Origin of the sequence: Providencia sp. PROV182 (assembly GCF_028480325.1) — a bacterium.
In the GTDB taxonomy this organism is placed as follows: Bacteria; Pseudomonadota; Gammaproteobacteria; order Enterobacterales; family Enterobacteriaceae; genus Providencia; species Providencia hangzhouensis.
The window spans coordinates 162,103-187,263 of record NZ_JAMPOL010000013.1; the positions used below are offsets into that span (position 1 = coordinate 162,103).

The following is a 25,161-nucleotide window of genomic DNA, read 5'->3' on the forward strand; positions in this document are numbered from 1 at the left end:
AAAAGCATAAAAACTGTGTAAAAGAATGGAGATCTCTGACTAATTTTGCGGTATGATCGCAGGTCTATTTCTGATCTAACGATCGGCAATATGCAGTAAGTAAGAGTTAATCTAAAACATTTTTGGGTCATGCTACTACATGCTATTAAACTACATGCGATTAAAAGTAAGCCCGAGAAATTTCTTTGTTTACATCCGTACTTCTTGTTCCATTGACCTTGTTTAGGGGAGTCCAACGTGTCACTTTCGCTTTGGCAGCAATGTCTTGCCCGATTGCAGGATGAACTACCTGCCACAGAATTCAGTATGTGGATACGCCCCCTTCAAGCTGAATTAAACGACAATACACTGGCACTTTATGCCCCAAATCGTTTCGTTCTCGACTGGGTTAGAGACAAGTACATCAATAATATCAATGAATTATTGAATGACTTTTGTGGAACTGACGCGCCTGCACTACACTTTGAGGTAGGCAACAAACCGATTACAGTCGCACCGGCAGCAACACAAGCTCGTACTGCTCAACAAGTACCTGCGTTTGCCGTTCCGTCAGCCCCAATTAAACCGAGTTGGGACAACTCAGCCAAAGTACAACCAGAAGTTGCTTATCGTTCAAATGTAAACCCTAAGCACACTTTTGATAACTTTGTTGAAGGTAAATCGAATCAATTGGCTCGCGCCGCAGCGAGGCAAGTGGCAGAAAATCCAGGTGGGGCCTACAACCCATTATTTCTTTATGGTGGGACTGGTTTAGGTAAAACCCACTTATTACATGCTGTCGGCAATAGTATTATGCAGCATAAAGCCAACGCTCGCGTGGTTTATATGCATTCAGAACGTTTTGTTCAAGATATGGTCAAAGCTCTACAGAACAACGCAATTGAAGAATTTAAACGTTATTACCGTTCTGTAGATGCATTGCTTATTGACGATATCCAGTTTTTTGCTAACAAAGAGCGCTCGCAAGAAGAGTTTTTCCATACTTTTAATGCGCTACTTGAAGGTAATCAACAAATTATTTTGACCTCCGACCGTTACCCAAAAGAAATTAACGGTGTGGAAGATCGCTTAAAATCGCGTTTTGGCTGGGGTTTAACCGTGGCAATCGAGCCTCCTGAGTTAGAGACTCGCGTGGCGATTTTAATGAAAAAAGCAGATGAAAATGAGATTCAACTTCCGGGTGAAGTGGCCTTTTTCATCGCCAAGCGCCTTCGTTCGAACGTTCGTGAGTTAGAAGGGGCGTTAAATCGTGTCATTGCCAACGCAAACTTTACTGGTCGCGCGATTACTATCGATTTTGTCAGAGAAGCACTGCGTGACCTATTAGCACTACAAGAAAAACTGGTAACTATTGATAATATTCAAAAAACAGTTGCTGAATATTATAAAATTAAAGTAGCAGATTTACTGTCTAAACGCCGTTCCCGTTCTGTCGCACGTCCGCGTCAAATGGCAATGGCACTGGCGAAAGAGCTGACTAACCATAGTTTACCTGAAATCGGGGATGCCTTTGGCGGCCGTGACCATACCACGGTGTTACATGCTTGTCGTAAAATTGAACAATTACGGGAAGAAAGCCATGACATCAAAGAAGATTTTTCTAATTTAATCAGAACATTATCATCTTAATTGCTATGAAATTTACAATAGAACGCGAGCAGTTATTAAAACCGTTACAACAGGTTAGTGGTCCTTTAGGTGGGCGTCCAACTCTGCCTATTTTAGGTAACCTTTTATTACAGGTAAAAGAAGGCACCCTCCAACTCACTGGAACCGACCTTGAAATGGAGATGATGGCCAATGTTGCCCTAACTGGGGAACATGAAATTGGCGCAACGACCGTGCCCGCACGCAAGTTTTTTGATATCTGGCGTGGGTTACCTGAAGGTTCTGAAATTCATGTAGAGCTGAATGATGACAGACTGCTCGTCCGTTCTGGGCGTAGCCGCTTTTCATTATCCACATTGCCGGCCGCTGACTTTCCAAACTTGGATGACTGGCAAAGCGAAGTGGAATTTTCTCTTCCGCAATCAATACTGAAACGTTTAATTGAAGCCACTCAGTTTTCAATGGCGCACCAAGATGTCCGCTATTACCTCAACGGCATGCTATTTGAAACCGAAGATCAAATGCTCAGAACCGTTTCAACCGATGGGCACAGGCTTGCCGTGTGTGCGATGGATATTGGCCAATCGCTACCCTCTCATTCAGTGATAGTACCTCGTAAAGGGGTTATTGAGCTAATGCGTTTGTTAGATGGTGGTGACACCCCTCTACAACTGCAAATCGGCAGTAATAATATTCGCGCTCACGTGGGGGACTTTATCTTTACCTCTAAATTGGTTGATGGCCGTTTTCCTGATTACCGCCGAGTACTACCAAAAAACCCAGATAAAACCTTAGAAGCACGCTGTGATTTACTTAAACAAGCATTTTCGCGCGCGGCTATTTTATCGAATGAAAAATTCCGTGGTGTCCGTCTGTATTTCAGTGAAAACCAATTACGCATCACTGCCAATAACCCAGAGCAAGAAGAAGCTGAAGAAATTGTTGATGTAAGCTACCAAGGTACTGAGATGGAAATTGGCTTTAACGTCAGCTACATCTTAGATGTCTTAAATGCGCTAAAAAGTGAAAATGTGCAACTTCTGTTAACCGACGCCGTTTCCAGTGTGCAGATTGAAGACGCTGATAGTAAAGCAGCCGTGTATGTTGTCATGCCAATGCGCTTGTAATCGGTATTTATGATCCTTTCGCGTTTATTGATCCGTGATTTTCGAAATATTGAAAACGCGGATCTCTCCCTTGCTAATGGGTTCAATTTTTTAATTGGCCCCAATGGGAGCGGAAAAACTAGCATATTGGAAGCCATATATACACTCGGTCATGGTCGTGCATTTCGCAGCATTCAAGCGAACCGGGTTATTCGTCATGAGCAAGAACAATTCATTCTTCATGGTAAACTTAGCCATTTAGATGAACAGCGAAAAGACCTTTCATTAGGTTTAAGCAAAAACCGTGATGGTGACAGTAAAGTTCGAATAGACGGTACTGATGGCCATAAAATTGCAGAACTAGCAAAATTATTGCCAATGCAATTGATTACCCCAGAAGGGTTTACCTTGCTAAACGGTGGCCCTAAATATCGACGGGCTTTTATTGATTGGGGTTGTTTTCACAATGACCCACTGTTTTTTTCAGTATGGTCAGATTTAAAACGGTTATTAAAGCAACGTAATGCCGCTTTACGACAAGTTACCCGTTATGAGCAAATTCGTCATTGGGATAAACAACTGGCACCGCTTTCTGAGCAAATAAGCCAATGGCGCCATGACTATATTGCAGGTATTGCCGAAAATATTGAGCAAACTTGCCAACAATTTTTACCCGAATTTTCACTCTCGGTATCCTTCCAACGTGGTTGGGATAAAGAAATTGATTATTCAGAACAATTAGAGCGCCAATTTGAGCGTGATAGAGCGCTAACCTATACCGCTTCAGGGCCACATAAAGCGGATTTGCGTATACGAGCAAATGGAACCCCTGTTGAAGATATGCTTTCGCGGGGGCAATTGAAGCTACTTATGTGTGCATTAAGGTTAGCGCAGGGTGAATTTTTCACCCATCAGAGCGGGCAACGATGCCTGTATCTACTGGATGATTTTGCTTCTGAACTTGATGCAGGCCGTCGCCAATTGCTGGCAGCCCGCCTCAAAGCTACACAAGCGCAAGTGTTTGTCAGTGCCATTACACCTGAGCAAGTTAATGATATGATAGATGCAAATAGCAAGATGTTTAGTGTAGAACATGGCAAAATAGAAGTTCAACCTCAGGAATAGAAAGAGCAGGAAACGTTGATGTCGAATACATATGACTCCTCAAGTATCAAGGTATTAAAAGGACTGGATGCGGTGCGTAAGCGCCCGGGCATGTATATCGGTGATACAGACGATGGAACAGGTCTTCATCACATGGTTTTCGAGGTTGTCGACAACGCTATCGACGAAGCCCTCGCAGGCTTTTGTGATGATATCGTGATCACTATCCATGCCGATAACTCTATCTCCGTACAGGATGATGGACGTGGTATCCCTACAGGTATCCACGAAGAAGAAGGCGTCTCCGCCGCAGAGGTTATCATGACCGTTCTGCACGCTGGCGGAAAATTTGATGACAACTCCTATAAAGTCTCCGGCGGTTTGCACGGTGTTGGGGTTTCCGTTGTTAACGCCTTATCTGAAAAATTAGAATTAGTTATCCGCCGTGATGGCAAAGTTCATGAGCAAATCTACAAACACGGTGAGCCTCAAGGGCCTCTGACTGTAGTCGGCGAAACCGACCAAACAGGAACACGCGTTCGTTTTTGGCCAAGCATGGACACCTTCAAAGGTGTGACTGAATTTGAATACGACGTCTTAGCAAAACGCTTACGTGAGTTATCGTTCCTAAACTCAGGTGTTTCTATTAAGCTCGTCGATAAACGCGATGGCAAAGAAGACCATTTCCATTATGAAGGCGGTATTAAAGCCTTTGTTGAGTATTTAAGCCGTAACAAAACCCCTATCCACCCTTCTGTCTTTTATTTTTCAACTGAAAAAGACGGTATTGGCGTCGAAGTTTCAATGCAGTGGAATGATGGTTTCCAAGAAAACGTATACTGCTTCACCAATAACATTCCTCAGCGTGATGGGGGAACTCACCTCGCTGGTTTCCGTGCAGCAATGACGCGTACATTGAATAACTACATGGAAAAAGAAGGCTACCAGAAGAAAAGCAAAGTCAACGCAACTGGTGACGATGCACGTGAAGGCCTGATTGCCGTTATTTCAGTGAAAGTTCCAGACCCTAAATTCTCATCACAAACCAAAGAAAAATTAGTCTCTTCCGAAGTGAAAACTGCGGTTGAAACGATGATGAATGAGAAATTAGTTGAGTATTTACTGGAAAACCCAAACGACGCGAAAATCGTTGTGGGTAAAATCATCGATGCAGCACGCGCACGTGAAGCAGCACGTAAAGCCCGCGAAATGACTCGCCGTAAAGGCGCGTTAGACTTAGCTGGCTTGCCAGGTAAACTGGCTGACTGCCAAGAACGTGACCCTGCGCTATCTGAACTGTACCTTGTGGAAGGGGACTCCGCGGGCGGCTCTGCAAAACAAGGCCGTAACCGTAAGAACCAAGCCATTTTGCCACTGAAAGGTAAAATTCTAAACGTAGAGAAAGCGCGTTTCGATAAAATGCTTTCTTCACAAGAGGTTGCAACCCTGATTACGGCATTAGGTTGTGGTATTGGTCGCGATGAATATAACCCAGACAAACTGCGTTATCACAGCATCATTATCATGACGGATGCGGACGTCGATGGTTCGCACATTCGTACGTTACTGTTGACCTTCTTCTACCGCCAAATGCCTGAAATTGTTGAACGTGGTCATATCTTTATCGCTCAACCACCACTGTATAAAGTGAAACGTGGTAAACAAGAGCAATACATTAAAGATGACGATGCGATGGACGATTACCTGATTTCTATCGCACTTGATGGTGCTGAACTTCATTTAAGTGCCGAAGCTCCAGCAATGAAAGGCGAAGAACTGGAAAAACTGGTTGTCGAATATAATGCCGCACACCGTATTATTCGTCGTCTTGAGCGCCTTTACCCTCAAGCCCTACTTAACAGCTTGGTTTATCAGTCAACCTTGACTGAAGATGATTTAAAAGTCAGCGAAAAAGTGGAAGAATGGGCTAAAACTCTGGTTAAGCGCTTAGAAGATAACGAGCAATTCGGTAGCACATATAGTTATACCATTAACGAAAACCGTGAACGTCAATTATTCGAACCAACTATTCGTATTCGCACCCATGGTGTTGATACCGACTATAATCTCGATTTTGATTTTGTTCATGGCAGTGAATACCGCCGTATCACTCATTTAGGTGACTTAATCAGTGGCTTAATTGAAGAAGGTGCTTACATCAAGCGTGGTGAACGCCGTCAAGATATCAGTAACTTCGAAGAAGCTTTGGCTTGGTTAACACGTGAGTCACGTCGCGGCCTATACGTACAGCGTTATAAAGGTCTTGGTGAAATGAACCCTGAGCAACTTTGGGAAACCACCATGAACCCTGAGACGCGCCGTATGATGCGTGTAACGGTGAAAGATGCAATTGCAACCGACTTACTATTCACCACATTAATGGGTGATGCTGTTGAGCCGCGCCGTGCATTTATCGAAGAGAATGCATTAAAAGCAGCAAATATTGATATTTAACTATTCTGCTAATTAAACGTTATTCAATAACCCCATACGAAAGTTTGGGGTTATTTTTTATGATTTTTTTTATAGCTATTATTTTATTTTTACCATTTAATCCAACCAATAATAAAATAATAAAAAAACAAAACCAATCAATAAAAAGCCTCTTCGTAAAAAACAAAACAATTAAAAATAAAACTTATCACTTTAATTAATAACGGTTTTTTATTTTTAAAACTGTCATAAAAGATAAATATATTATAAATAAACTCCGCCAAATGAAGTTTTTACCAATAGCATCGGCGGAGTTATAATGAGAAAAATTTTTATTTCAGCATCAATGACCTTATTGCCATTCATATTCACCAATACTCTAACAGCAAAAACGAATCTTTTAGAATTAGAGAAAAATATTATCGATACAAGAAATGCATGGCTTGAAGATATAAAGCACAATATTATTAATGATACACCTAAAGAAGGTAGCGAAGTTGCTGAGCAAGATAGGCTGATTAGTAACGAATACATCAATATTACAGGTGAAAGGAAAAATTTAGCACTCGCGGATAAATCCCAAAACTCAGGTTATTTATTTAATAGTTATCAAACCATCCTGTTTGGCGAACATGATATTAACCTAAGAAACCATAGCCAATACAAAGAAATCAATTTATTACATGACACAAGTACTCGTGCTTATGATGAAAAAAAGCAGCGTACTCGGTCAGTCGATTTTATTCTTAAAGACCATTTTAAACGCGGTCGCCCTTATCAAGTGTTGAATGATGAAGGCCATTATATTGCGGGCTACTCACAAATACAGGGCTCATCTTACCCTAGTGGCCATACATGGAATGGTTTTAAACAAGCTGCCGTATTAGCGATGATTTTCCCTGAAAAAGGCAGTGAAACGTTCAACCGAGCGATTGAATACGGTGAAAGCCGCGTGATTGTTGGCGCACACTTCGCCACCGATACCATCGCTTCCCGTGTAGGTAATTATTATTTATTATCACAGCTACTATCCGATGAAAAAAACACCAAATTCATTGTTGAATCGGCAAAAAATATTCGTAATGACATTTCATCATCATGTTCAAATAACATACAAAATTGCCTAACCGTTTCTTCCCCTATTACCAATGACCGCATTGGTTATTATGGAAAAAAAGAAATACAAGATACACCAATGATCGCCCCTAAAAATATCCCTAAAACGGCGGGTTATTTACTTCGATTACGTTTCCCTTACTTGAATAATGCACAATGGAATAATATTTTAGCCAGCACGGCATATCCAAGCCAGTCAATTGCGGGTTGGAATATCAAAGAAAATGATCCGAACTCTTATTGGGGATTAATTAACCTACCTACGGCTTATCATGGCCCCGCTTATTTATATGAAAACTTTATCGTCAACCAAAACACTAATGACTTTGATATTGCTAATTTTGGAAAGTTAGATGAATGGACAAACAATATACAAGGCACAGGAAAGTTAACGAAACAGGGCCAAGGAACATTAGTATTATCTGGTAACAATACCTTCGCAGGCTTTACAGTAAACCAAGGCCATTTAGTCTTAACGGGTGAAAATAAATACTCGCAAAAATCCTATATTAATGGCGGAATCGTCACCCTGAAAAAAACCTTAAACTCTTCATTAGATATTAATAAAGGCGCGCTGGTCCTAGATAACGGCAAAATCGGAGCTTCCGTTAATATTAACCACCACGGTTTACTAACGGGCAATGGAAGCATTCATCAATTAACCGCCAACCAAGGCGCTGTTGTTGCACCAGGCCATTCAGTTGGCACAATTAATATTGTTGATTCCGTGAGTTTTGCACCAGATAGCCATTATTTGGTTGAAATCAATCCAGCAGGTAAAAACGATAAGATCATCAGCCAAGGCTCAGCTTCATTAAAGGGAGGGACCGTCAGTGTCACTCTTGAAAATCAAAATAGCCCGCTTTCTAAGCAAGATATCAACCAACTATTTGATACACAATATACGATATTAACTGCTCAAAAAGGGATTGATGGCCAATTTGATGCCGTTGTACCTAATTACCAGTTTATTGGAACGACGCTAAATTACTCCCCCAAAGAAGTCACACTTAAAATAGGGCGTAATAACACGGCATTTTCCAGCACGGCAGCAACACAAAACCAAATCGCAGTGGCTGAAGCCATTGAAACACTTCCTACGCACCATGCGCTTTATGAACAAACGTTGAAAAGCCAAACAAAACAACAAGCTCAAACGATATTTAGCAATGTCACAGGCCAAATATACGCTGACGTATTATCCAATCAAATAAATAATAGCCGTCAGATTAAAGAAACACTACTTGAGCAAGCTCGCTTATCTGAATCATGGGGTAGCGAAAACAAAAGCAATGTGTGGGTCAAAATGCTCTATGATTGGGATAAAACGACCGACGATAACAATGCCACTGGGTATAAATCATCAAATTATGGTTTATTGCTTGGGGCAAATCGACGTTTTATTAATGAAAAAATGACATTAGGTATCGCCGCAGGTTTTAGCCAAAGTGACTTATCTAACCACTTTGACCACGCTAACAGTAATAACTACCATGCCGCCATTTATGGTAGCGCTTTATGGCAACCTATCGCGGTTCGTGCAGGGCTCGGTCACACTTCACATCTCATTCATACCGAACGCTCAATCAGTGATGGTACAAGTCACTCATCGAGCTATTATACCAATACACATCAAGCATTTATGGAGCTGGCCTATCCAATTAACTCAAAAGGGATAAATATTGAGCCATTTACCAATCTCACTTATATCAGCGCAATGAATCATGCTATTAATGAGAACATCAACAGCACATCACTACAGGCACGTAAACAGCGCATCAATACGGTGTTATCAACCCTTGGGCTACGCCTTGATAACCAATGGAAATTGAGTAAAACATCAAATATCGGTTTACACGGTGAGCTTAACTGGCAATATCAATACGGGAATTTAAATAGAGGACTAAAATTGAATTTTACCGATACCGCGAGCTCATTTACAACACATAGTGTTCCTGCATCACGCCATGGTGTCGCATTAAAAGTCGGTACCGATATCAATATAAAAGAAAATACTAAGCTATCAATTAATTATAATAAATTTTTATCAAAAAATTATCACGATAACAATATTGATGCCAAAATTGCGGTAACTTTCTAACTCAATACTTTACCTCCCCTCGCAACTTGTGGGGGGCAGGTCATGACTAAACATCACGAGATTTTACAGTTTTTTACGCCACTATTTTGATTATCTTATCTTTTTTTATGTTATAAACAAACAACGCCCTAAGTTAATTAGATGTTAATTAACTATTTTTTAATTGTCTCTATAACCTCAGGTAAGGTCAAAAATACGTAAAATAACACTATGATACGCCAACTTATTATTTCAATTTATGCATTATTGATATCTATCACCCCTGTATTTTTCAGTGGAGATGCCAGCATTATGGCTGACATTGCCATCGTCATTTCAGGAGCGCTGATAATACTGTTATGTGCCGGTATTTATCGCTTTTTGCTTGGCAAAATTTTCACTGTGTTTGTTTCACTCCTGTGGGCTCTCAATTTATCTGTTTCATTCTTCTTTTATCAAAAACACGATATCCGCTTTTCTTCTTCGATTGCAGAAACTTTTATCAATACCAATAGCAGTGAAACCGTAGGAATGCTTTCCTATAACATTGGTTATGTTATTTTTTATTTATTTGTTTTTTCTGCTTATTTAGCATGTATTCATCAATGTGCAAAATACATGAATCGTCGTATAACAACGACAAGTATGGCTCTACTTTGTGGCTATCTATTAGCTATTCCAACCTATTACGCCTCATTACTAAGCAAGCCTGATAGCGCGTTATTGATCACAGAAAAATACTTCTTAAATACCCCTTTCTACAATGCGGCGGCTTTAGTCAAAAATTTATATGAAAACAGAGGCATAAAAAAAATATCATCACAAAAGGTCGCATTTAACTACCAGAAAAAAGCGTCTGAAACTGAAATCTATGTGCTTGTCATTGGTGAGTCATTGCGCCGTGATCATATGGGTTTTTACGGCTATCAGTATGATACAACGCCTAACTTAAATAAGCGCAAATCACAAATATTGGCGTTTCAACAAGCTTATTCCCCTGCACCTGTGACTATCTTGTCAGTCCCTATTTCACTGTCTAATATTCGCTTTGAGCAAATGCAGGATAAATCACACTATTCGGACAATATCATTTCATTAGCCAATCATGCGGGCTTTAAAACCTATTGGGTCAGCAACCAGGGAAAAACCAATAAACGTACCAGTATCATTTCTGCTATTGCTTCTATGTCACAAAAGAAAACGTGGAACGAATTTGTCGGCTACGATGAAGAGCTGCAAGATGACTTCAATAACGCGATCAATGACCCTACTGATAAGAAAAAACTCATTGTGTTACATACTTATGGCAGCCATGAACCTGCCTGTAACCGCTTTCCTGAAGATGAGCTAAAAACATTTAGTGGCCAAGACGATGACGATTGCTATGACAGTTCAATTGCTTATACCGATAAATTTATCGAAAGCCTAATGCAACAACTCGAAGGGAAACCTGCGACTTTGATGTACTATTCAGACCACGCATTACAACGCCTAGACAGCGATAACAATATTCACTACCACCATGGCGTTAACAACCCAAGAAAAGAAGCCTATGAAATCCCCTTGCTGATTTGGTACAGTCAAAGCGCCAGTAAACCAAGTATCAGCCCAGAAAATTTACAGTCTCCCTATTCTACTGCGAATAATTATTGGCTAATCAGTGATTGGCTTAATATACAACAAGGTTCACAGCAAGCTTGCTTATCACCTTTACGTGAATGTTATCAACCCAATAAAAATATTCAGGTAATCGATGGCAATCGAAATATTTTATCCATTAGCCAATTACCTTCTGAGACGATAGATCCACAATAAAACTCGATATTTTGCGAATATTTGCCCATAGTTAACAAATATGAATCCTGCTTACCTATCGAGGTTTTAATGTTCGATTTAGTTTTTTTACGTGAATTACTGGTGTCTAGTGTTCACGTACTCCAGTTACTTTTAGAAGCAATTTCAGTCATCTGCGTGGTGATTGGGTTAATCAAGACCCTAATCGTGTGGATGAAAACCCAAAAAGCACGTACCGCTCGCTATTGTTTTGGTGATTGGTTAGCGACTGCATTGGAGTTCCAACTCGCTGCGGATATTTTAGCAACGACCGTCGACCCTGATTTAGATAGCCTCATCAAATTAGGTATTATTGCCGTGATCCGAACATTCTTGAACTACTTCTTGGCAAAAGAGTTAGAACACCAGCCACCGCAGAATGAACCTGATCGTCAGTAATTTAGGTACAAAAAAACCTGCATATTGAATTATGCAGGTTTATCGAATACGACTTATCGCTGTGCCGCGCTTATAATAAAATTCTTAGCATACGGCGAAGAGGCTCGGCGGCTCCCCACAATAATTGGTCACCAACCGTAAAGGCAGATAAGTATTCAGGGCCCATATTCAGTTTACGCAAGCGACCAACAGGGGTGCTAAGCGTACCAGTGACTGCCGCTGGAGTTAACTCACGCATAGTGATTTCGCGGTCATTAGGAACCACTTTCACCCAATCATTATGTGATGCAAGCAATTGCTCAACTTCATTCAACGGAACATCTTTTTTCAGCTTCAATGTGAAAGCTTGGCTATGACAGCGCAGCGCACCAATACGTACACATAAACCATCAACTGGAATAATGTTATTACCTGTTGCAAGAATTTTGTTCGTTTCCGCTTGGCCTTTCCATTCTTCACGGCTTTGACCGTTTTCTAATGCTTTATCAATCCATGGGATCAGGCTGCCCGCTAATGGTACACCGAACGCATCCGTTGGCATTGTGCCACTACGAGTGAAATCTGTGACTTTTTTCTCAATATCTAAAATAGCAGAAGCTGGGTCTTGGAGTTCTTTAGCGACCTGAGTATGTAAAGACCCCATTTGTGCCAGAAGCTCACGCATATTACGAGCCCCTGCCCCTGATGCCGCTTGATAAGTTGCAACAGATGCCCATTCCACTAAATTATTAGTGAACAACCCACCTAAAGACATCAACATCAGGCTTACCGTACAGTTACCACCAACAAAGGTCTTAATGCCTTTATTTAACCCATCTTGGATATGTTGGTTATTCACTGGGTCAAGAATAATGATCGCGTCATCTTTCATACGTAATGAAGACGCCGCATCAATCCAGTAACCATTCCAACCAGACTCACGAAGTTTAGGATAAACTTCATTAGTGTAATCACCACCTTGGCAGCTAATAATAATATCCAGCGCTTTTAATGCATCAATATCAAAGGCATCCTGTAAAACACCACGATGACCACCGTAAACAGGTGCTTCGGCACCATGTTGTGATGTGGTAAAGAAAACAGGATGAATCGCATCAAAATCACGTTCTTCTACCATTCTCTGCATCAATACTGAGCCGACCATTCCTCGCCAGCCAACAAACCCTACATTTTTCATTTTTACTCACCCTGTTCGTTTAAATTTTTACCAAGAAATTTCTAGTTTCGACTCCACAAAGTAAATACCGTCATTGTTATCATTCATTCAGTATTCACAAAAATTGAAGCTAGAAATTTTTCGGATGTATTAAACCTGACAAAATATGCATCTATGTGCAAGTGAATTTCATCACTAATAATAAGAAGATTAGTAATCATGCTAATAATCGAGGGAATCAGTGGACAAAAAAACAAATAAAAAAAGCCACGGCAGAGAGCAATAATCTGCAATGGCTAAGCAAATAGAATATAAAGCGATACAGGAAATTTTATAATTATATTTAAATTCAATAGTTAACGTTTTTTCTTACAGCCTTGAACCGCTTTAAAGCGCGGGTTTGTTTTACAAATGACATACACCCGCCCACGACGGCGAACAATTTGGCAATCTGGATGACGGGTTTTTGCCGTTTTTAATGAACTCAGTACTTTCATCTTTATTTACCCTCTGACTGTAAAAAACGACCAAAGCGTTTCTGGAACTGTGCCGTTTTACCTTCCTGAGAAATCATTTTCTGTTTACCGGTATAAAACGGATGTGACTGAGAAGAGACATCAAGCGTGACATATGGAAATATTTCACCCTCATACTCGATTGTTTTTTCAGTTTTTATTGTTGAACCTACTTTAAAATAGGCGTCTGCACTTGTGTCATGGAAAACCACGGTGCGGTATTGTGGATGGATCCCCTGTTTCATAATAACCACCTAAATGTAATGTTATAATATAACAATACATTTTTTTAAAAAGCGATGCAATAACTTTGTCGACAATAATAATGATTATCAATCAAGTAATTGTTTTATATGCATTAATCTCTTAGTTATTAGTCATGTCATTATAGATAATCTTTATTTGATACTGTGTTTGTCTGTTGATTGATAGTTTTATCGAGAAGTATCCCAATCAATAAGGACTCCTATGACATCGATACCCGATAGAACTCAGTGTGCAATTACACACAGACCGAATTCAACAGTACCCGATACCAACCTAGCCTTGGAAAAAATAATATCGATTAAAAATGCTCCGCTACAGAGCACTCCCAATAATATTGGTAACAACATTTCTGTACTACCTAATGACGGCAGAACCAAAGGGGCGTCTTCATTTCATATAATGACGTCCCCCTCCAGCGATGATGTAGATGGCTCACTTTTGGGCAAACATACAGAAAAAAGAATTCCTGGAGATCAATTCCAATTAGCTACTGCTTATTCAAATAAATTTAATATAGGGAAAAAAGAACCGATAACCTATTTTGATAGTGTCACAGTTATTGGTGACAGCTTATCTGACTCTGAAGGAAGGATGCATAAAAAGTCGTGTGGATTACTCACTAATGCTAACCAATACTATGATGGACGGTTCACTAATGGTTTTACATGGCCTGAGTTTCTCACCATGCCAAATACGATGCTAAGCCATTCCGGTAAAGGTAAAGTTACACTCATGAATAAGTCGGAAGGTGGCTCAACTTGTGCACCTTATTTTAAGTCCACACTTCACCCTCAATTTGCCATACTTTCAAATATCGAAAAACAAACAAGACACCTTAAGTTTGATGACAAAAGTTTAAATATTATTTTTCTTGGTGCCAATGACTATATGACCTTTTCGAAAAAAAATGTCAATGTTGTTATCTCTAGTCAAGAAAAAATAATCAAAAAAATGATCAAAAATGGTGCGAAAAATATTCTAGTGATGGGGCTTCCTGATCTATCCCAAACCCCTGCAATAAAAACCAGATCACCGAAAAAACAACGAAAAATACAAAATCTCAGCATAGAGCATAATAATAAGCTTCAGACTATAATTAACCAATTGAAATTAAACAAAAATATTAATATTAATTACTTTAATATTAATAACGTAATGAAAAAGATAACGAGTGTAGTTGGCGACATAAATAAAAACTCACCGGGAGCATATAATATAGAAAAAGCTTTTACTAATGGTTATATTCGCCGTGATAATACCGCCCCATTAGAAATTGACCCCCATTATGTTTTTATCGATGATGTTCATCCTACTCAGGAAGTCCATAACATTATTGCAATGGAATTGCATAATTTTATCTTAGAAAAGTACAACCCACTAAACAACAAAAAATAATGTTTTATTTATCAATCAAGGCTAGTAGGTATCTGCTAACTTTGATTGATAATGCGAGATAAAAGCGTGATTTTCTCACTTTGTTTTATCATGAGAAAATCAATAACTTATTTGACTTGCCTCCAAGCATTGCATGTTTGTCAGCTGTCTGTGGCTAGCTTCATGTGAATATAAAAATAAATATTAAATCAATAATTCTTTCATCAAATAACTTTTGTATAATCAGGTTAATTAGCACTTTCATTTATTATTTATCATATAGATACATGATACATAAATAACTAAAGGATGATGAAAATGTATTACGGCTTTGACATGGGCGGGACAAAAATTGAGCTTGCCGTCTTTGACAACGAATTAAATCAGGTCTGGCAAAAGCGTGTTCCTACCCCCAAAGATGACTACCAAACGCTCTTAAATACGTTTCTCGAACTCACACTCGAAGCAGATGAAAAATTTAATTGCCAAGGAAAAGTTGGTGTTGGCGTCCCCGGTATCGTAAACCATGCTGAAGGAACCGTATTTACAACCAATGTCCCTACTGCACAATACAAACCTTTAATTCATGATCTTGCTAATATATTACAACGCCCAGTAAAAGTGGAAAATGATGCAAATTGCTTTGCATTATCAGAAGCTTGGGACCCTGATTTCAAACGCTACCCTACCGTCCTTGGTTTAATTTTAGGGACTGGTGTGGGCGGTGGGTTTATTATAAATGGCAAAGTTTTATCCGGTAAAAATGGAATCGCTGGAGAAATTGGCCATATGAACCTCAGCGTTCGTGGAGCCAAGCTGTTAGGGGAAAAAGTTCCTGAAATAACTTGCGGCTGTGGCCAAACTGCTTGTTTTGAAACCTACCTATCAGGCCCAGGCTTTGAGCGTATTTATTCCTCATTCACCAATGAAAAACGTTCCGCTATCGAAATTATCGAACAATATAAACAAGGTGATATTCAAGCAAAAGAACATGTTAACCGCTATATGTCATTACTTGCGATGTTTATGGGGCAAATTGTCACTGTTTTTGACCCCGATTTAGTGGTTATTGGCGGAGGTTTGTCACAGTTTGAAGAAATCTATAAACAACTACCAGAAGTGCTTCCACAATACCTTTATGGCATCGCAACACTACCTGCAATTGAAAAAGCACGTTATGGTGACTCTGGAGGTGCACGAGGTGCGGCATTCCTGAACTTGATAGACTAATCTTACTTTTTTGCGCTTCATAGATGCTTTAAACAGTGAAGCGCAAATTTATCACCTTAATCAACTCTATTCTCCCCATTTTGTACTTTAAACCCCCATTCTTTGTTTGAGAATGATTATCATCAACTTAACGATTAATGGTAAAATTCTCTCCTATCAATGCCCTGTTATTATCAATAAGACTTTAGGAATAACTTCACCAAATAAAACTGGATAAACAACCAGTATTATAAGAAACTCCCAAAAAATAAAAGTGCTTATAGACTAGTCTGATACTGCTATTAATTAAAAAATATATTATTAAGTTAAATTATTTTATGGTGATAAATTAAACAAACGTTACTTTTCACGTAAACTCAATAATGTATTAATAATAAAGAGAAAACCCTATGAGTTTGTTTTTCCATAACAGTTTGATGTTCCCAACAATTATCTTTAGTGGTTTGCTAATCATTGTTTTATTTTATTGGTTATGTGCCGCTTTTGGTTTATTGGATATCGACGTATTTAATATTGATACCGAATTTGATGCCGGTATTGATGCAACCGGTTTTGCTGGCTGGTTAACTAAGCTTGGCTTAGCAGGGATCCCTGTCACCATTATTGTCACGTTATTTACTCTTTTTGGCTGGATAATCAGTTATTTCAGCGTACATATCTTTATTCGCTTCATTGATACTGACTTATTACGCTATCTCGTCAGCTTCGCCGTTTTTGCGATCACCCTATTTATCTCTCTTCATTTAACTGCTTTGTGCTTAAAACCTGTGCGCAAAAAACTAATAAGCCTCAATAAACCAAAAACAGTACAACAGCTTATTGGTAAATACGCCACCGTGCGGTCAGGAGCGGTAACTGAACAAAATGGCGAGGCACTATTAGAAGATGGTGGAGCGGGGTTAATTCTACAAATACGCGCCCCATCCTCAGAACAGTTAAAACGCGGTGATCGTGTTGTCATCATTAGCTATGACGCAGCATCGCACAGTTATCAAGTTGTCAGTGAAAATGAATTTCGCCACGGATAACTTCTCTTTTTAAAAATAAATATCTTGCTTGCATAATCGAAATGACGTCATCGTCAGAACCAATGGAGAATCAATATGGACTTGGCTGCACTAATGCCCTTTTTAACAATTATCGGAGGGATCATCCTAGTTATTTTAGGGTTCTTTGGGTTATTCAAAGCCTTCTATATCAAAGTCCCACAAGGTACTGCTTTGATTGTCAATGACATGTCATCACAGCCTAAAGTGCATTTTACAGGGGCATTAGTTTACCCTGTCATCTACAAAAAAGAATTCATGCGTATTTCTTTGCTAACACTTGAAGTTGATCGCCGCGGTAAAGATGGCTTGATTTGTCATGATAACTTACGTGCTGATATCACCGTTGCTTTCTATTTGCGAGTGAATGAAACGACGGAAGACGTGCTGAAAGTTGCAAAAGCTATCGGTGTTGACCGTGCATCAGACCATCAAGCGGTCAGCACGTTATTCAGTGCAAAATTCTCTGAAGCTTTAAAAACAGTAGGTAAGCAACTGGATTTAGCCACTTTATTTGAAAACCGACAAGACTTCCGTGACCGCATTGTTGATGTGATAGGAAAGGACCTTAACGGCTACGCCCTTGAAGATGTGGCGATTGATTATCTAGAACAAACACCTAAATCAGCCTTAGACCCAAATAATATCTTTGACTCCGAAGGTATTCGTAAAATTACTGAAATCACCGCAATTCACAATATTGAGACCAACCAAAAAGAGCGTGACCAAGAGCTCGCAATTCAAAAGAAAAACGTTGAAACCCGCGAAGCAAGTTTAGCTTTAGAGCGCCAACAAGCCGATGCCGAAGCTCGCCAAAAACGTGAAATTGATAATATTCGTGCCCGTGAACAAGCTGAAACTTTACGTGTTCAAGAAGAAGAACGCCTTAAAGCAGAGCAAGCGCGTATTCAAACCCAGCAAGAAATTGAAATCCGTGAAGAAAACCGCATGCGTGAAGTTGAAGTCGCTCAACAAAACCGTACTCGTGCTGTAGCTATCGAAGAAGAGCGAGTGAGCCGCGCACGTGAGCTTGAAATTGTTGCCCGTGAAAGAGAAGTTGAATTACAGCGCATAGAAAAAGAAAAAGCACTCGAAGAAGAACGCAAAAATATCTCCAATGTTATACGTGAACGTGTAGCAGTTGAAAAAACCGTGGCACAGGAAGAGGAACGAATCAAAGAAGTTCGTGAAGTCTCTGAAGCTGAACGTATGCGCCAAGTCACAGTGATTAATGCACAAGCAGAAGCGGAAGAATCGTTAGTTCGCCAAGTGAAAAAAGCCGAAGCCGATGAAGCCAGTGCTAAGCACCGTGCAGAAGAAATAAGCACCATGGCACAAGCAGAATTAGAAGCATCAGCAAAACAAGCTGAAGCCAAAAAACGCTTAGCTGAAGGGGTTGAAGCCGAACATGCGGCATTAGGTTTAGCAGAAGCTCGAGTTCGCCAAGCAACCGCAGAGGCAGAAGAAAAAGAAGGTCTTGTTCTTGCCAACATTACAGCTGAGAAATTGTTAGCGGAAGCACGTGGGCTGAAAGAAAAAGGCTTAACAGAAGCTCAGGTAATGGAAGCCAAAGCCAAAGCAGAACAACAACAAGGATTTGCTGAAGCGAAAATCCTTGAAGAGAAATTAGCCGCTCAAGCTCGTGGTGAAGAACAACAAGCCAATGCCAAAGAAAAACTAGGCTTGGCTGATGCGAAAGTACTGGAAGAAAAACTGGCAGCTCAAGCTCGAGGAGAAGGCCAATTAGGTTCAGCACAAGCAGAAGTTATCCGCCAACGCTTGAAAGCTGAAGCCGATGGTTTAACTGACAAATTTAAATCTATGGATCATCTCAGCGATACCGCTCGCTCTCATGAAGAGTTTCGTATGCGCCTTGAGAAAGAATTTGAACAAGCCATGGCATCTATCGACGCCAATAAAGAAATTGCCCGGGAGCAAGCTGATGTATTGGCTGCAGCGCTTAGCAAAACCAATATTGAAATTGTGGGCGGTGATGGCAGCTTCTTCAACACCTTCTCTAAAGCACTAAGCCTCGGAAAAGCCGTTGATGGTTTTATGGATAAAAGCAGTTTCGCAAAAGAAAATGTTGAAAAACTCATTAATCGTAGCAAAGAAGACAAAAAAGTTGATATTGCCGCATTATTGAAAAACCCCGAAGTTCAAGATCTTATAAACGGTTTTATGGCAGCTAAAGGGGCTAATCAGCCAGCAAAAACGGTTATATCAAAACCGATTCCACCAACGGATGACCAACTGTAAACCTTTAGCACATTGGGGTAGTGAACCTACCCCTATTGTTTTTCATTTTTATTGTCTTAGTTAAGGGAATTCGCTGCGCAATGTCAGATATTCAGGATACGGATCGCGAACAAGAAATACTCGATAGTGCTGTTGCAGAAGGTGGTGCTTATGAAATATTACGCAAACGCCTGACCGACCAAGGGCAACAACTTCATCAAAAAGCCGCTCAACTCAATGAAATGCGGTTGGATGAATTCGGCCAGAGCCAAATGGATATCATTGGCCGCATTCGCATTCGTACTGAAAATAATTGCCAAGCAAGGGACATTGTCCGCGTTGGCGAGTGGCTTTTATTTGGCTATAACGTATTCCTCGGCCTAAAAAAAGAAACGCACCTCGAAGATGTATTTTCACTATATCGGTTAATTGAAAACGACAATGAGTTTGATGTTGAAGCAGTCCCTTATGAAGATACCTTCTTGAGTGATAATCGCTTTGTTCAAGATTTTACTGAACTCTATACCTATTATAAGAACACACAGTTACTGCAACTTGTTGAACGGGACGGCAAACTTCTTGCTAGTTTTCAAATTGGCGATCGCATCACGGACGTGCGAGTTTTTCGCTGGTCAATCTCCAGCGACAAACGCAAAATTGAGTATATTGATAACCGGGGTGAACGCGATATCGCCCTCCCACCAGCCTATGACTTTGAATGGCAAAAAACCACGCGAGAAGACACCGTTAACGGCCGATACCCTCACATCAATATTCTTGACACCGTATTCATTGAAACTATCGGCGGTGATTTAACCATCAAGTGTGAAAATAACACTGAAGATGGTTTGGGGATTTACCGAGAAGCGGTTCTTGATAAAAACCAATCACTAGACGACGCCCAAATTGAATACGCACAAACTGGCAGTTTAATTATCTTAAAAGTTTTACCTTATCGGGAAGAAACTTGGCGTTATTTAGTTTACAACACGCTATCTCAATCTGTACAACGTATTGATGCTATTGGGCAAGCGTGCGTCCAGTTACCAGAAGATCACGGTATTATTTTCCCTGGCGGCTACTACTTACAAAATGGTGATTATAAAACGTTTGAACAGCCTATGGGTGGAATGCGTTTTCGCCGTTTACGTCGTTCCCCAAATGGAGAGGATGTTCTATATGTTTTCTATTCACCAAATCAAGGTCGTATTGCCCTATTCAATTACAATTTAATTGAACGAACACTTTCAATTCCACTCATTGGGCATGGTTATGCCATGCTGGAAGATGGAAAAATGGTGTTATTTGAGGGCGAAGGGGAAGAAGCGACTCGCGTTCACCCAATGCAAGTTTGGCAGACCCCATTTTACTCAGAAGAGTTTGCCGACAAACAGCCTACTCGTAGCGGTTTTTTAGGCCGTATAGGCAATGCAGACTTAGTTCGTGGTATTTCTGAAATATTGCATGTATCCAAAGAAATAGAAGGCAGCCAAATTTCTATTGCTCGCTACGAACAACTCAGCCAACGAGCAAAAAATTTACTGGATATTTATTACTGGTTTGGTGATGAGCAATGCCTTGGTATTGGTAAATTGCTTAAAGAAATCACTCAAACAAGTGAACTCGTCCTTGATGAATATGAAAAGGTCGAAAGCATACGGCAGCAATCTGCCAAATCAATGAATGAAGCCATCAGCCACCAAAAATCACTGCTTTCATTAACATTGCCTGAAAGTTGGGCTGATATTCAACAATTTGTTGATGGCTTAAATGCCCTGAGTGCTCAACGCGGTCACTTGATTTCACTGCGTGAATTTCGCTATATGGATTTAGAAAGACTTAGCGAAATGGAAAGCGAAATAGAGAAAAATCAACAATATGTATCACAAGAAACCGCTGTTTTTCTTGCTAGTGATAAAGCGTTACAGCCCTTTAAAACACAATTAACTGTTTTCGAAGAACAAATAGAAAAAGCCCAAAACAGTGCCCAGCTAGACATTCCCATGAAAGATATGGAAAAAATGTCTGCTGACTTAGATATGCTTTCAAACCTAATGGCATCACTAAGCTTCAACGATGTTACACAACAAACCCACATTATTGATGCTATTTCGCAAATCTATGCTCAGCTAAACCAATCTCGAGCTCGCTTACAACAAAAACGAAAATCACAAAGCAGTGTGGAAACAGTCGCTCAATTTGGCGCACAATTTCGCCTATTCAGCCAAGGCATAACCAATGCACTGTCTCTTGCCACCGACCCTGAACGTTGTGATGATCAGCTATCAAGATTACTCGTTCAGTTAGAAGAGCTCGAAAGCCAATTTAGCAGCCATGATGAATTTCTTGATGATATCTTAGCTAAGCGTGAAGAATTACTCGAAACCTTTGAGTCTCATAAACAAGTTCTTATTGATGATCGCCAACGCCGCGCACAAAATTTAGTCACTGCTGCAGACCGTCTACTAGACAGCCTGCAACGACGAACAACTCGTTTACAGTCTCAAGATGAACTCAATGCTTTCTTTGCCTCAGACCCTCTGGCGCTTAAAACCCGTGAAATTATTGAAAAATTAAGAGAGATTAACGACAACGTTAAAGCTGATGATATTGACGCACGACTGAAATCTTCTCGGGACCAAGCCATTCGAGTTTTGCGTGATAAAACAGATATTTTTGAAGATGGTGGAAATGTCATTAAGCTCGGTCGTCACCGGTTCAGTGTAAATACCCAAGAGCTCGACCTCACCATTTTACCGAAAAATGAACAACTATGGGTTTATCTCACCGGGACAGATTTCCAAGAACCCATAGAAAATGAACAACTATCACAGCTAAAACCTTATTGGAGCGCCTCATTAGAGTCTGAATCTGATACGGTTTACCGCGCGGAATATCTTGCTTATTCAATTATCTATGCAGCAACAAAACGCCAAGAAGGGCTAAATTTTGATATCCTAAAAAACGCATTAACATCAACGGAAAAACTTGAAAAAATTGTCCGTGATTTTGCGAGCCCACGTTATAAAGAAGGTTATGAAAAAGGTATTCATGACCACGATGCTGTTGCTTTACTGAAAAAACTACTGCCAATCGGTGAAAGTGCTGATCTATTACGGTATAGCCCAACAGCCCGTGCTATCGCAGCTATTTATTGGCAACAAGTTCAAAATGACGATTTTCCTGCACTATGGCCTGAACGTGCAAGAACAGCCATGAATATTCACCAATTATTCCATAATGACAATGCATTACTTGACCTACAAGCCGAAATCGAAGCGGGAATTAGCTTGTTTTTACAAGATAACCCCATTCAATGCCAAGCTTATGAGCAGACTCAAGCCGCCGAATATCTTAGCTTTGCACTTGCAAGAACCCCGATAGAACTCGTCTATAGCAAATATGCAAGAGAATTAGTTTTAGCACTCCAGAGCCGCTTAGAAGAAGCCCATATGTGGGGAGATTTTAATCGCTCACAACAAAATTTAGGGGCTCGCTATGCCCAGCGCTGGTCATTAGTTCAAAACTGGTTACAAGGGCTGTGCTCAACCCCTGAATTTTCTCACCTTGTTCCATACATACCCGGTGCTATTGCCATTATTATCTTAGATAAAGCTGCTTCCGCTCGCTTTAGTGAAGCTGACCTTTACTTTAAAGTTAACGGGTTACTTGGCGAACATGCGACCATTGAAAACCAAACTCTATCACTGAGTTTAGATAACTACTTCAGCCGTATGCGAGGGCAACGGAAACGTTTTATCCCCGAATTTCGTCAGTATCAAGCACTGCGCCAACAGATTGTTACTGAAGAGCGTAGCCGTTTAAAACTGCATGAATATAAAGCAAAACCACTAAGTTCTTTTGTACGTAATAAACTGATAAACGATGTCTATTTGCCTATCATAGGCGATAACATGGCAAAACAAATTGGGGCTTTAGGGGAAGGTAAACGCACTGACCTCATGGGGCTACTCTTAATGATCTCACCACCAGGGTACGGTAAAACTACCTTAATGGAATATGCCGCAGACCGTTTAGGGCTAATTTTTATGAAGGTCAACGGCCCTGCTCTTGGTCATGATGTGCTTTCTCTAGACCCTGAACAAGCGCCTAATGCAACGGCAAGACAAGAGCTAGAAAAACTCAATTTAGCTTTAGAAATGGGTAATAATGTGATGTTATACGTTGATGATATTCAGCACACTCACCCTGAGTTTTTGCAAAAATTTATTTCCTTATGTGATGGAACAAGACGTATTGAAGGCGTTTGGAAAGGCAAAACCAAAACTTATGATATGCGGGGTAAAAAATTCTGTGTCGTTATGGCAGGTAACCCCTATACCGAGTCAGGGGAAGTTTTCCGAATCCCTGATATGCTTGCAAACCGCGCTGATATTTATAACCTTGGTGAGGTATTAGGTGGTATGGATGAAGCATTTGCCCTGAGCTATATCGAAAACAGCCTGACATCAAACCCAGTATTAGCCCCTCTTGCATTACGAGACCTGAACGACCTGTACTTATTTGTTGATAAAGCGATGGGTAAATCTGTCTCTACCAACACTTTAAGTTACCCGTACTCTGATGCAGAAATTAATGAAATCACATCGGTAATCAGTAAATTAATCAAGTTACGAGATGTTGTATTGAAAGTGAATCAACACTATATCGCCAGTGCAGCACAATCCGATAAGTACCGGACAGAACCCGCATTTCGCTTGCAAGGTAGTTACCGTAATATGAATAAGCTCAGCGAAAAAGTCTCTTCCGTTATGAATAATGATGAACTTGAAAGATTACTAGATGACCACTACTTGGGTGAGGCACAGCTGCTCACAACCGGCGCAGAAGAAAACTTACTCAAACTCGCTGAGTTACGAGGAACACTTACCGAAAAAGATGCAGCACGTTGGCAACAAATTAAGAAAGACTTTATGCGTAATAAATCTTTAGGTGGTGATAATACAGATATTGGTGATCGGGTTGTTGGTCAGTTAGCGTCGCTTGTTGAAAGTGTACAAGCGCTGGGTAACCACTAATGAAATATTTACAAGGGCATCCTCGCATTAAGCTATTAGTCTGCATTGTCGCAATTTTTATTGCGGTACAGCTTATTAATAGCTTAATGGCTGGGGGGTTAACTTCATTCGGGATTATACCTCGCACTATGACCGGGCTCATCGGTATATTCTTTGCCCCATTTATCCATGGTAATTGGGGGCACTTATTCAGTAATTTACCGCCATTTATCATACTAAGTGCCCTATTACTGCACCGTACTATTAAGGCATATTTGCTTGCATCACTATTTATTATTGTTGTTGGGGGTTTTGCTGTTTGGTTATTAGGTCGTAATGCTATTCATATCGGTGCCAGTGGTTGGGTTTTTGGTTTATGGGGCTTACTCATCGCCCAAGGTTTTTTCCGCCGAAGCTGGGTTGATATAGCTATCGCGTTATTAGTGCTATTCTATTTTGGCACAATGGCTAGCGGCTTATTACCGACTCACTTGTACATCTCAACTGAATCCCATATAGCAGGGGCTATTGCTGGGGTCATCTATGCATGGCTAAGTCATCGTTTCCATCAAAAAACCCATAATCTCTCACCTTAAATAGTATCCCAACACAGTTGTGACTCATTTTTTGTAATTTAT

At 40.3% G+C, this 25,161-nt stretch carries 16 protein-coding genes; 13 read left to right on the forward strand and 3 right to left on the reverse strand.

What is annotated here, in order from left to right; translation table 11 throughout:
• Positions 1-237: 237 nt before the first annotated feature.
• The 7 genes from dnaA to PR834_RS12470 all read left to right on the forward strand — a co-directional run bounded on the left by dnaA (position 238) and on the right by PR834_RS12470 (position 11,679).
• On the forward strand, positions 238-1,629 hold the full coding sequence (dnaA, locus tag PR834_RS12440) for a chromosomal replication initiator protein DnaA (RefSeq protein ID WP_004906241.1): 1,392 nt from the start codon (positions 238-240) through the stop codon (positions 1,627-1,629).
• 5 nt (positions 1,630-1,634) lie between these two features.
• The gene (gene dnaN / locus PR834_RS12445; protein WP_004906243.1) at positions 1,635-2,735 is read left to right on the forward strand and encodes a DNA polymerase III subunit beta; all 1,101 of its coding nucleotides are present in this window, start codon (positions 1,635-1,637) and stop codon (positions 2,733-2,735) included.
• Between the two features lie 9 nt (positions 2,736-2,744).
• A complete protein-coding gene (gene recF, locus PR834_RS12450; RefSeq protein WP_096863652.1) occupies positions 2,745-3,839 on the forward strand; it encodes a DNA replication/repair protein RecF in 1,095 nt (364 codons plus the stop codon).
• Between the two features lie 18 nt (positions 3,840-3,857).
• Positions 3,858-6,272 carry a DNA topoisomerase (ATP-hydrolyzing) subunit B gene (gene gyrB, locus PR834_RS12455; protein WP_004906247.1) on the forward strand — a complete coding sequence of 805 codons (2,415 nt, stop codon included), beginning with the start codon at positions 3,858-3,860 and terminating at the stop codon, positions 6,270-6,272.
• 298 nt (positions 6,273-6,570) lie between these two features.
• Positions 6,571-9,468, forward strand: coding sequence for an autotransporter domain-containing protein (locus PR834_RS12460; RefSeq protein ID WP_272536684.1), 2,898 nt, complete (start codon positions 6,571-6,573; stop codon positions 9,466-9,468).
• Positions 9,469-9,678: 210 nt separating this feature from the next.
• Positions 9,679-11,262, forward strand: coding sequence for a phosphoethanolamine transferase (locus PR834_RS12465; RefSeq protein WP_110592765.1), 1,584 nt, complete (start codon positions 9,679-9,681; stop codon positions 11,260-11,262).
• Positions 11,263-11,331: 69 nt separating this feature from the next.
• Positions 11,332-11,679 (forward strand): DUF1622 domain-containing protein, encoded by a 348-nt coding sequence (locus tag PR834_RS12470; RefSeq protein WP_140172680.1) that lies wholly within the window; start codon positions 11,332-11,334, stop codon positions 11,677-11,679.
• 70 nt (positions 11,680-11,749) lie between these two features.
• Here the strand turns inward: PR834_RS12470 and asd are convergent, their stop codons facing one another.
• From asd to PR834_RS12485, 3 genes are all read right to left on the reverse strand, one after another.
• Positions 11,750-12,856, reverse strand: coding sequence for an aspartate-semialdehyde dehydrogenase (gene asd, locus PR834_RS12475; protein WP_004906258.1), 1,107 nt, complete (start codon positions 12,854-12,856; stop codon positions 11,750-11,752).
• Positions 12,857-13,191: 335 nt separating this feature from the next.
• Positions 13,192-13,332 (reverse strand): type B 50S ribosomal protein L36, encoded by a 141-nt coding sequence (ykgO, locus tag PR834_RS12480; RefSeq protein WP_004906260.1) that lies wholly within the window; start codon positions 13,330-13,332, stop codon positions 13,192-13,194.
• 2 nt (positions 13,333-13,334) lie between these two features.
• Complete coding sequence (locus PR834_RS12485) at positions 13,335-13,595, reverse strand: type B 50S ribosomal protein L31 (protein WP_004906261.1); 261 nt, start codon at positions 13,593-13,595, stop codon at positions 13,335-13,337.
• A 223-nt stretch (positions 13,596-13,818) separates the two neighbouring features.
• Here PR834_RS12485 and PR834_RS12490 point away from each other — a divergent pair, with 223 nt between their 5' ends.
• From PR834_RS12490 to PR834_RS12515, 6 genes are all read left to right on the forward strand, one after another.
• On the forward strand, positions 13,819-15,012 hold the full coding sequence (locus tag PR834_RS12490) for an SGNH/GDSL hydrolase family protein (protein ID WP_262961030.1): 1,194 nt from the start codon (positions 13,819-13,821) through the stop codon (positions 15,010-15,012).
• Positions 15,013-15,309: 297 nt separating this feature from the next.
• Entirely contained in the window at positions 15,310-16,221 is a 912-nt protein-coding gene (gene nagK / locus PR834_RS12495; protein ID WP_094962017.1) for an N-acetylglucosamine kinase, read from the forward strand.
• A gap of 389 nt (positions 16,222-16,610) precedes the next feature.
• The gene (locus PR834_RS12500; RefSeq protein ID WP_094961988.1) at positions 16,611-17,249 is read left to right on the forward strand and encodes an OB-fold-containig protein; all 639 of its coding nucleotides are present in this window, start codon (positions 16,611-16,613) and stop codon (positions 17,247-17,249) included.
• Between the two features lie 75 nt (positions 17,250-17,324).
• On the forward strand, positions 17,325-19,526 hold the full coding sequence (locus PR834_RS12505) for a flotillin family protein (RefSeq protein WP_094961989.1): 2,202 nt from the start codon (positions 17,325-17,327) through the stop codon (positions 19,524-19,526).
• 80 nt (positions 19,527-19,606) lie between these two features.
• Positions 19,607-24,544, forward strand: coding sequence for a DNA repair ATPase (locus tag PR834_RS12510; protein ID WP_272536685.1), 4,938 nt, complete (start codon positions 19,607-19,609; stop codon positions 24,542-24,544).
• Complete coding sequence (locus tag PR834_RS12515; protein ID WP_096863656.1) at positions 24,544-25,119, forward strand: rhomboid family intramembrane serine protease; 576 nt, start codon at positions 24,544-24,546, stop codon at positions 25,117-25,119. Before PR834_RS12510 ends, PR834_RS12515 begins: the two co-directional genes overlap by 1 nt.
• Positions 25,120-25,161: the final 42 nt, after the last annotated feature.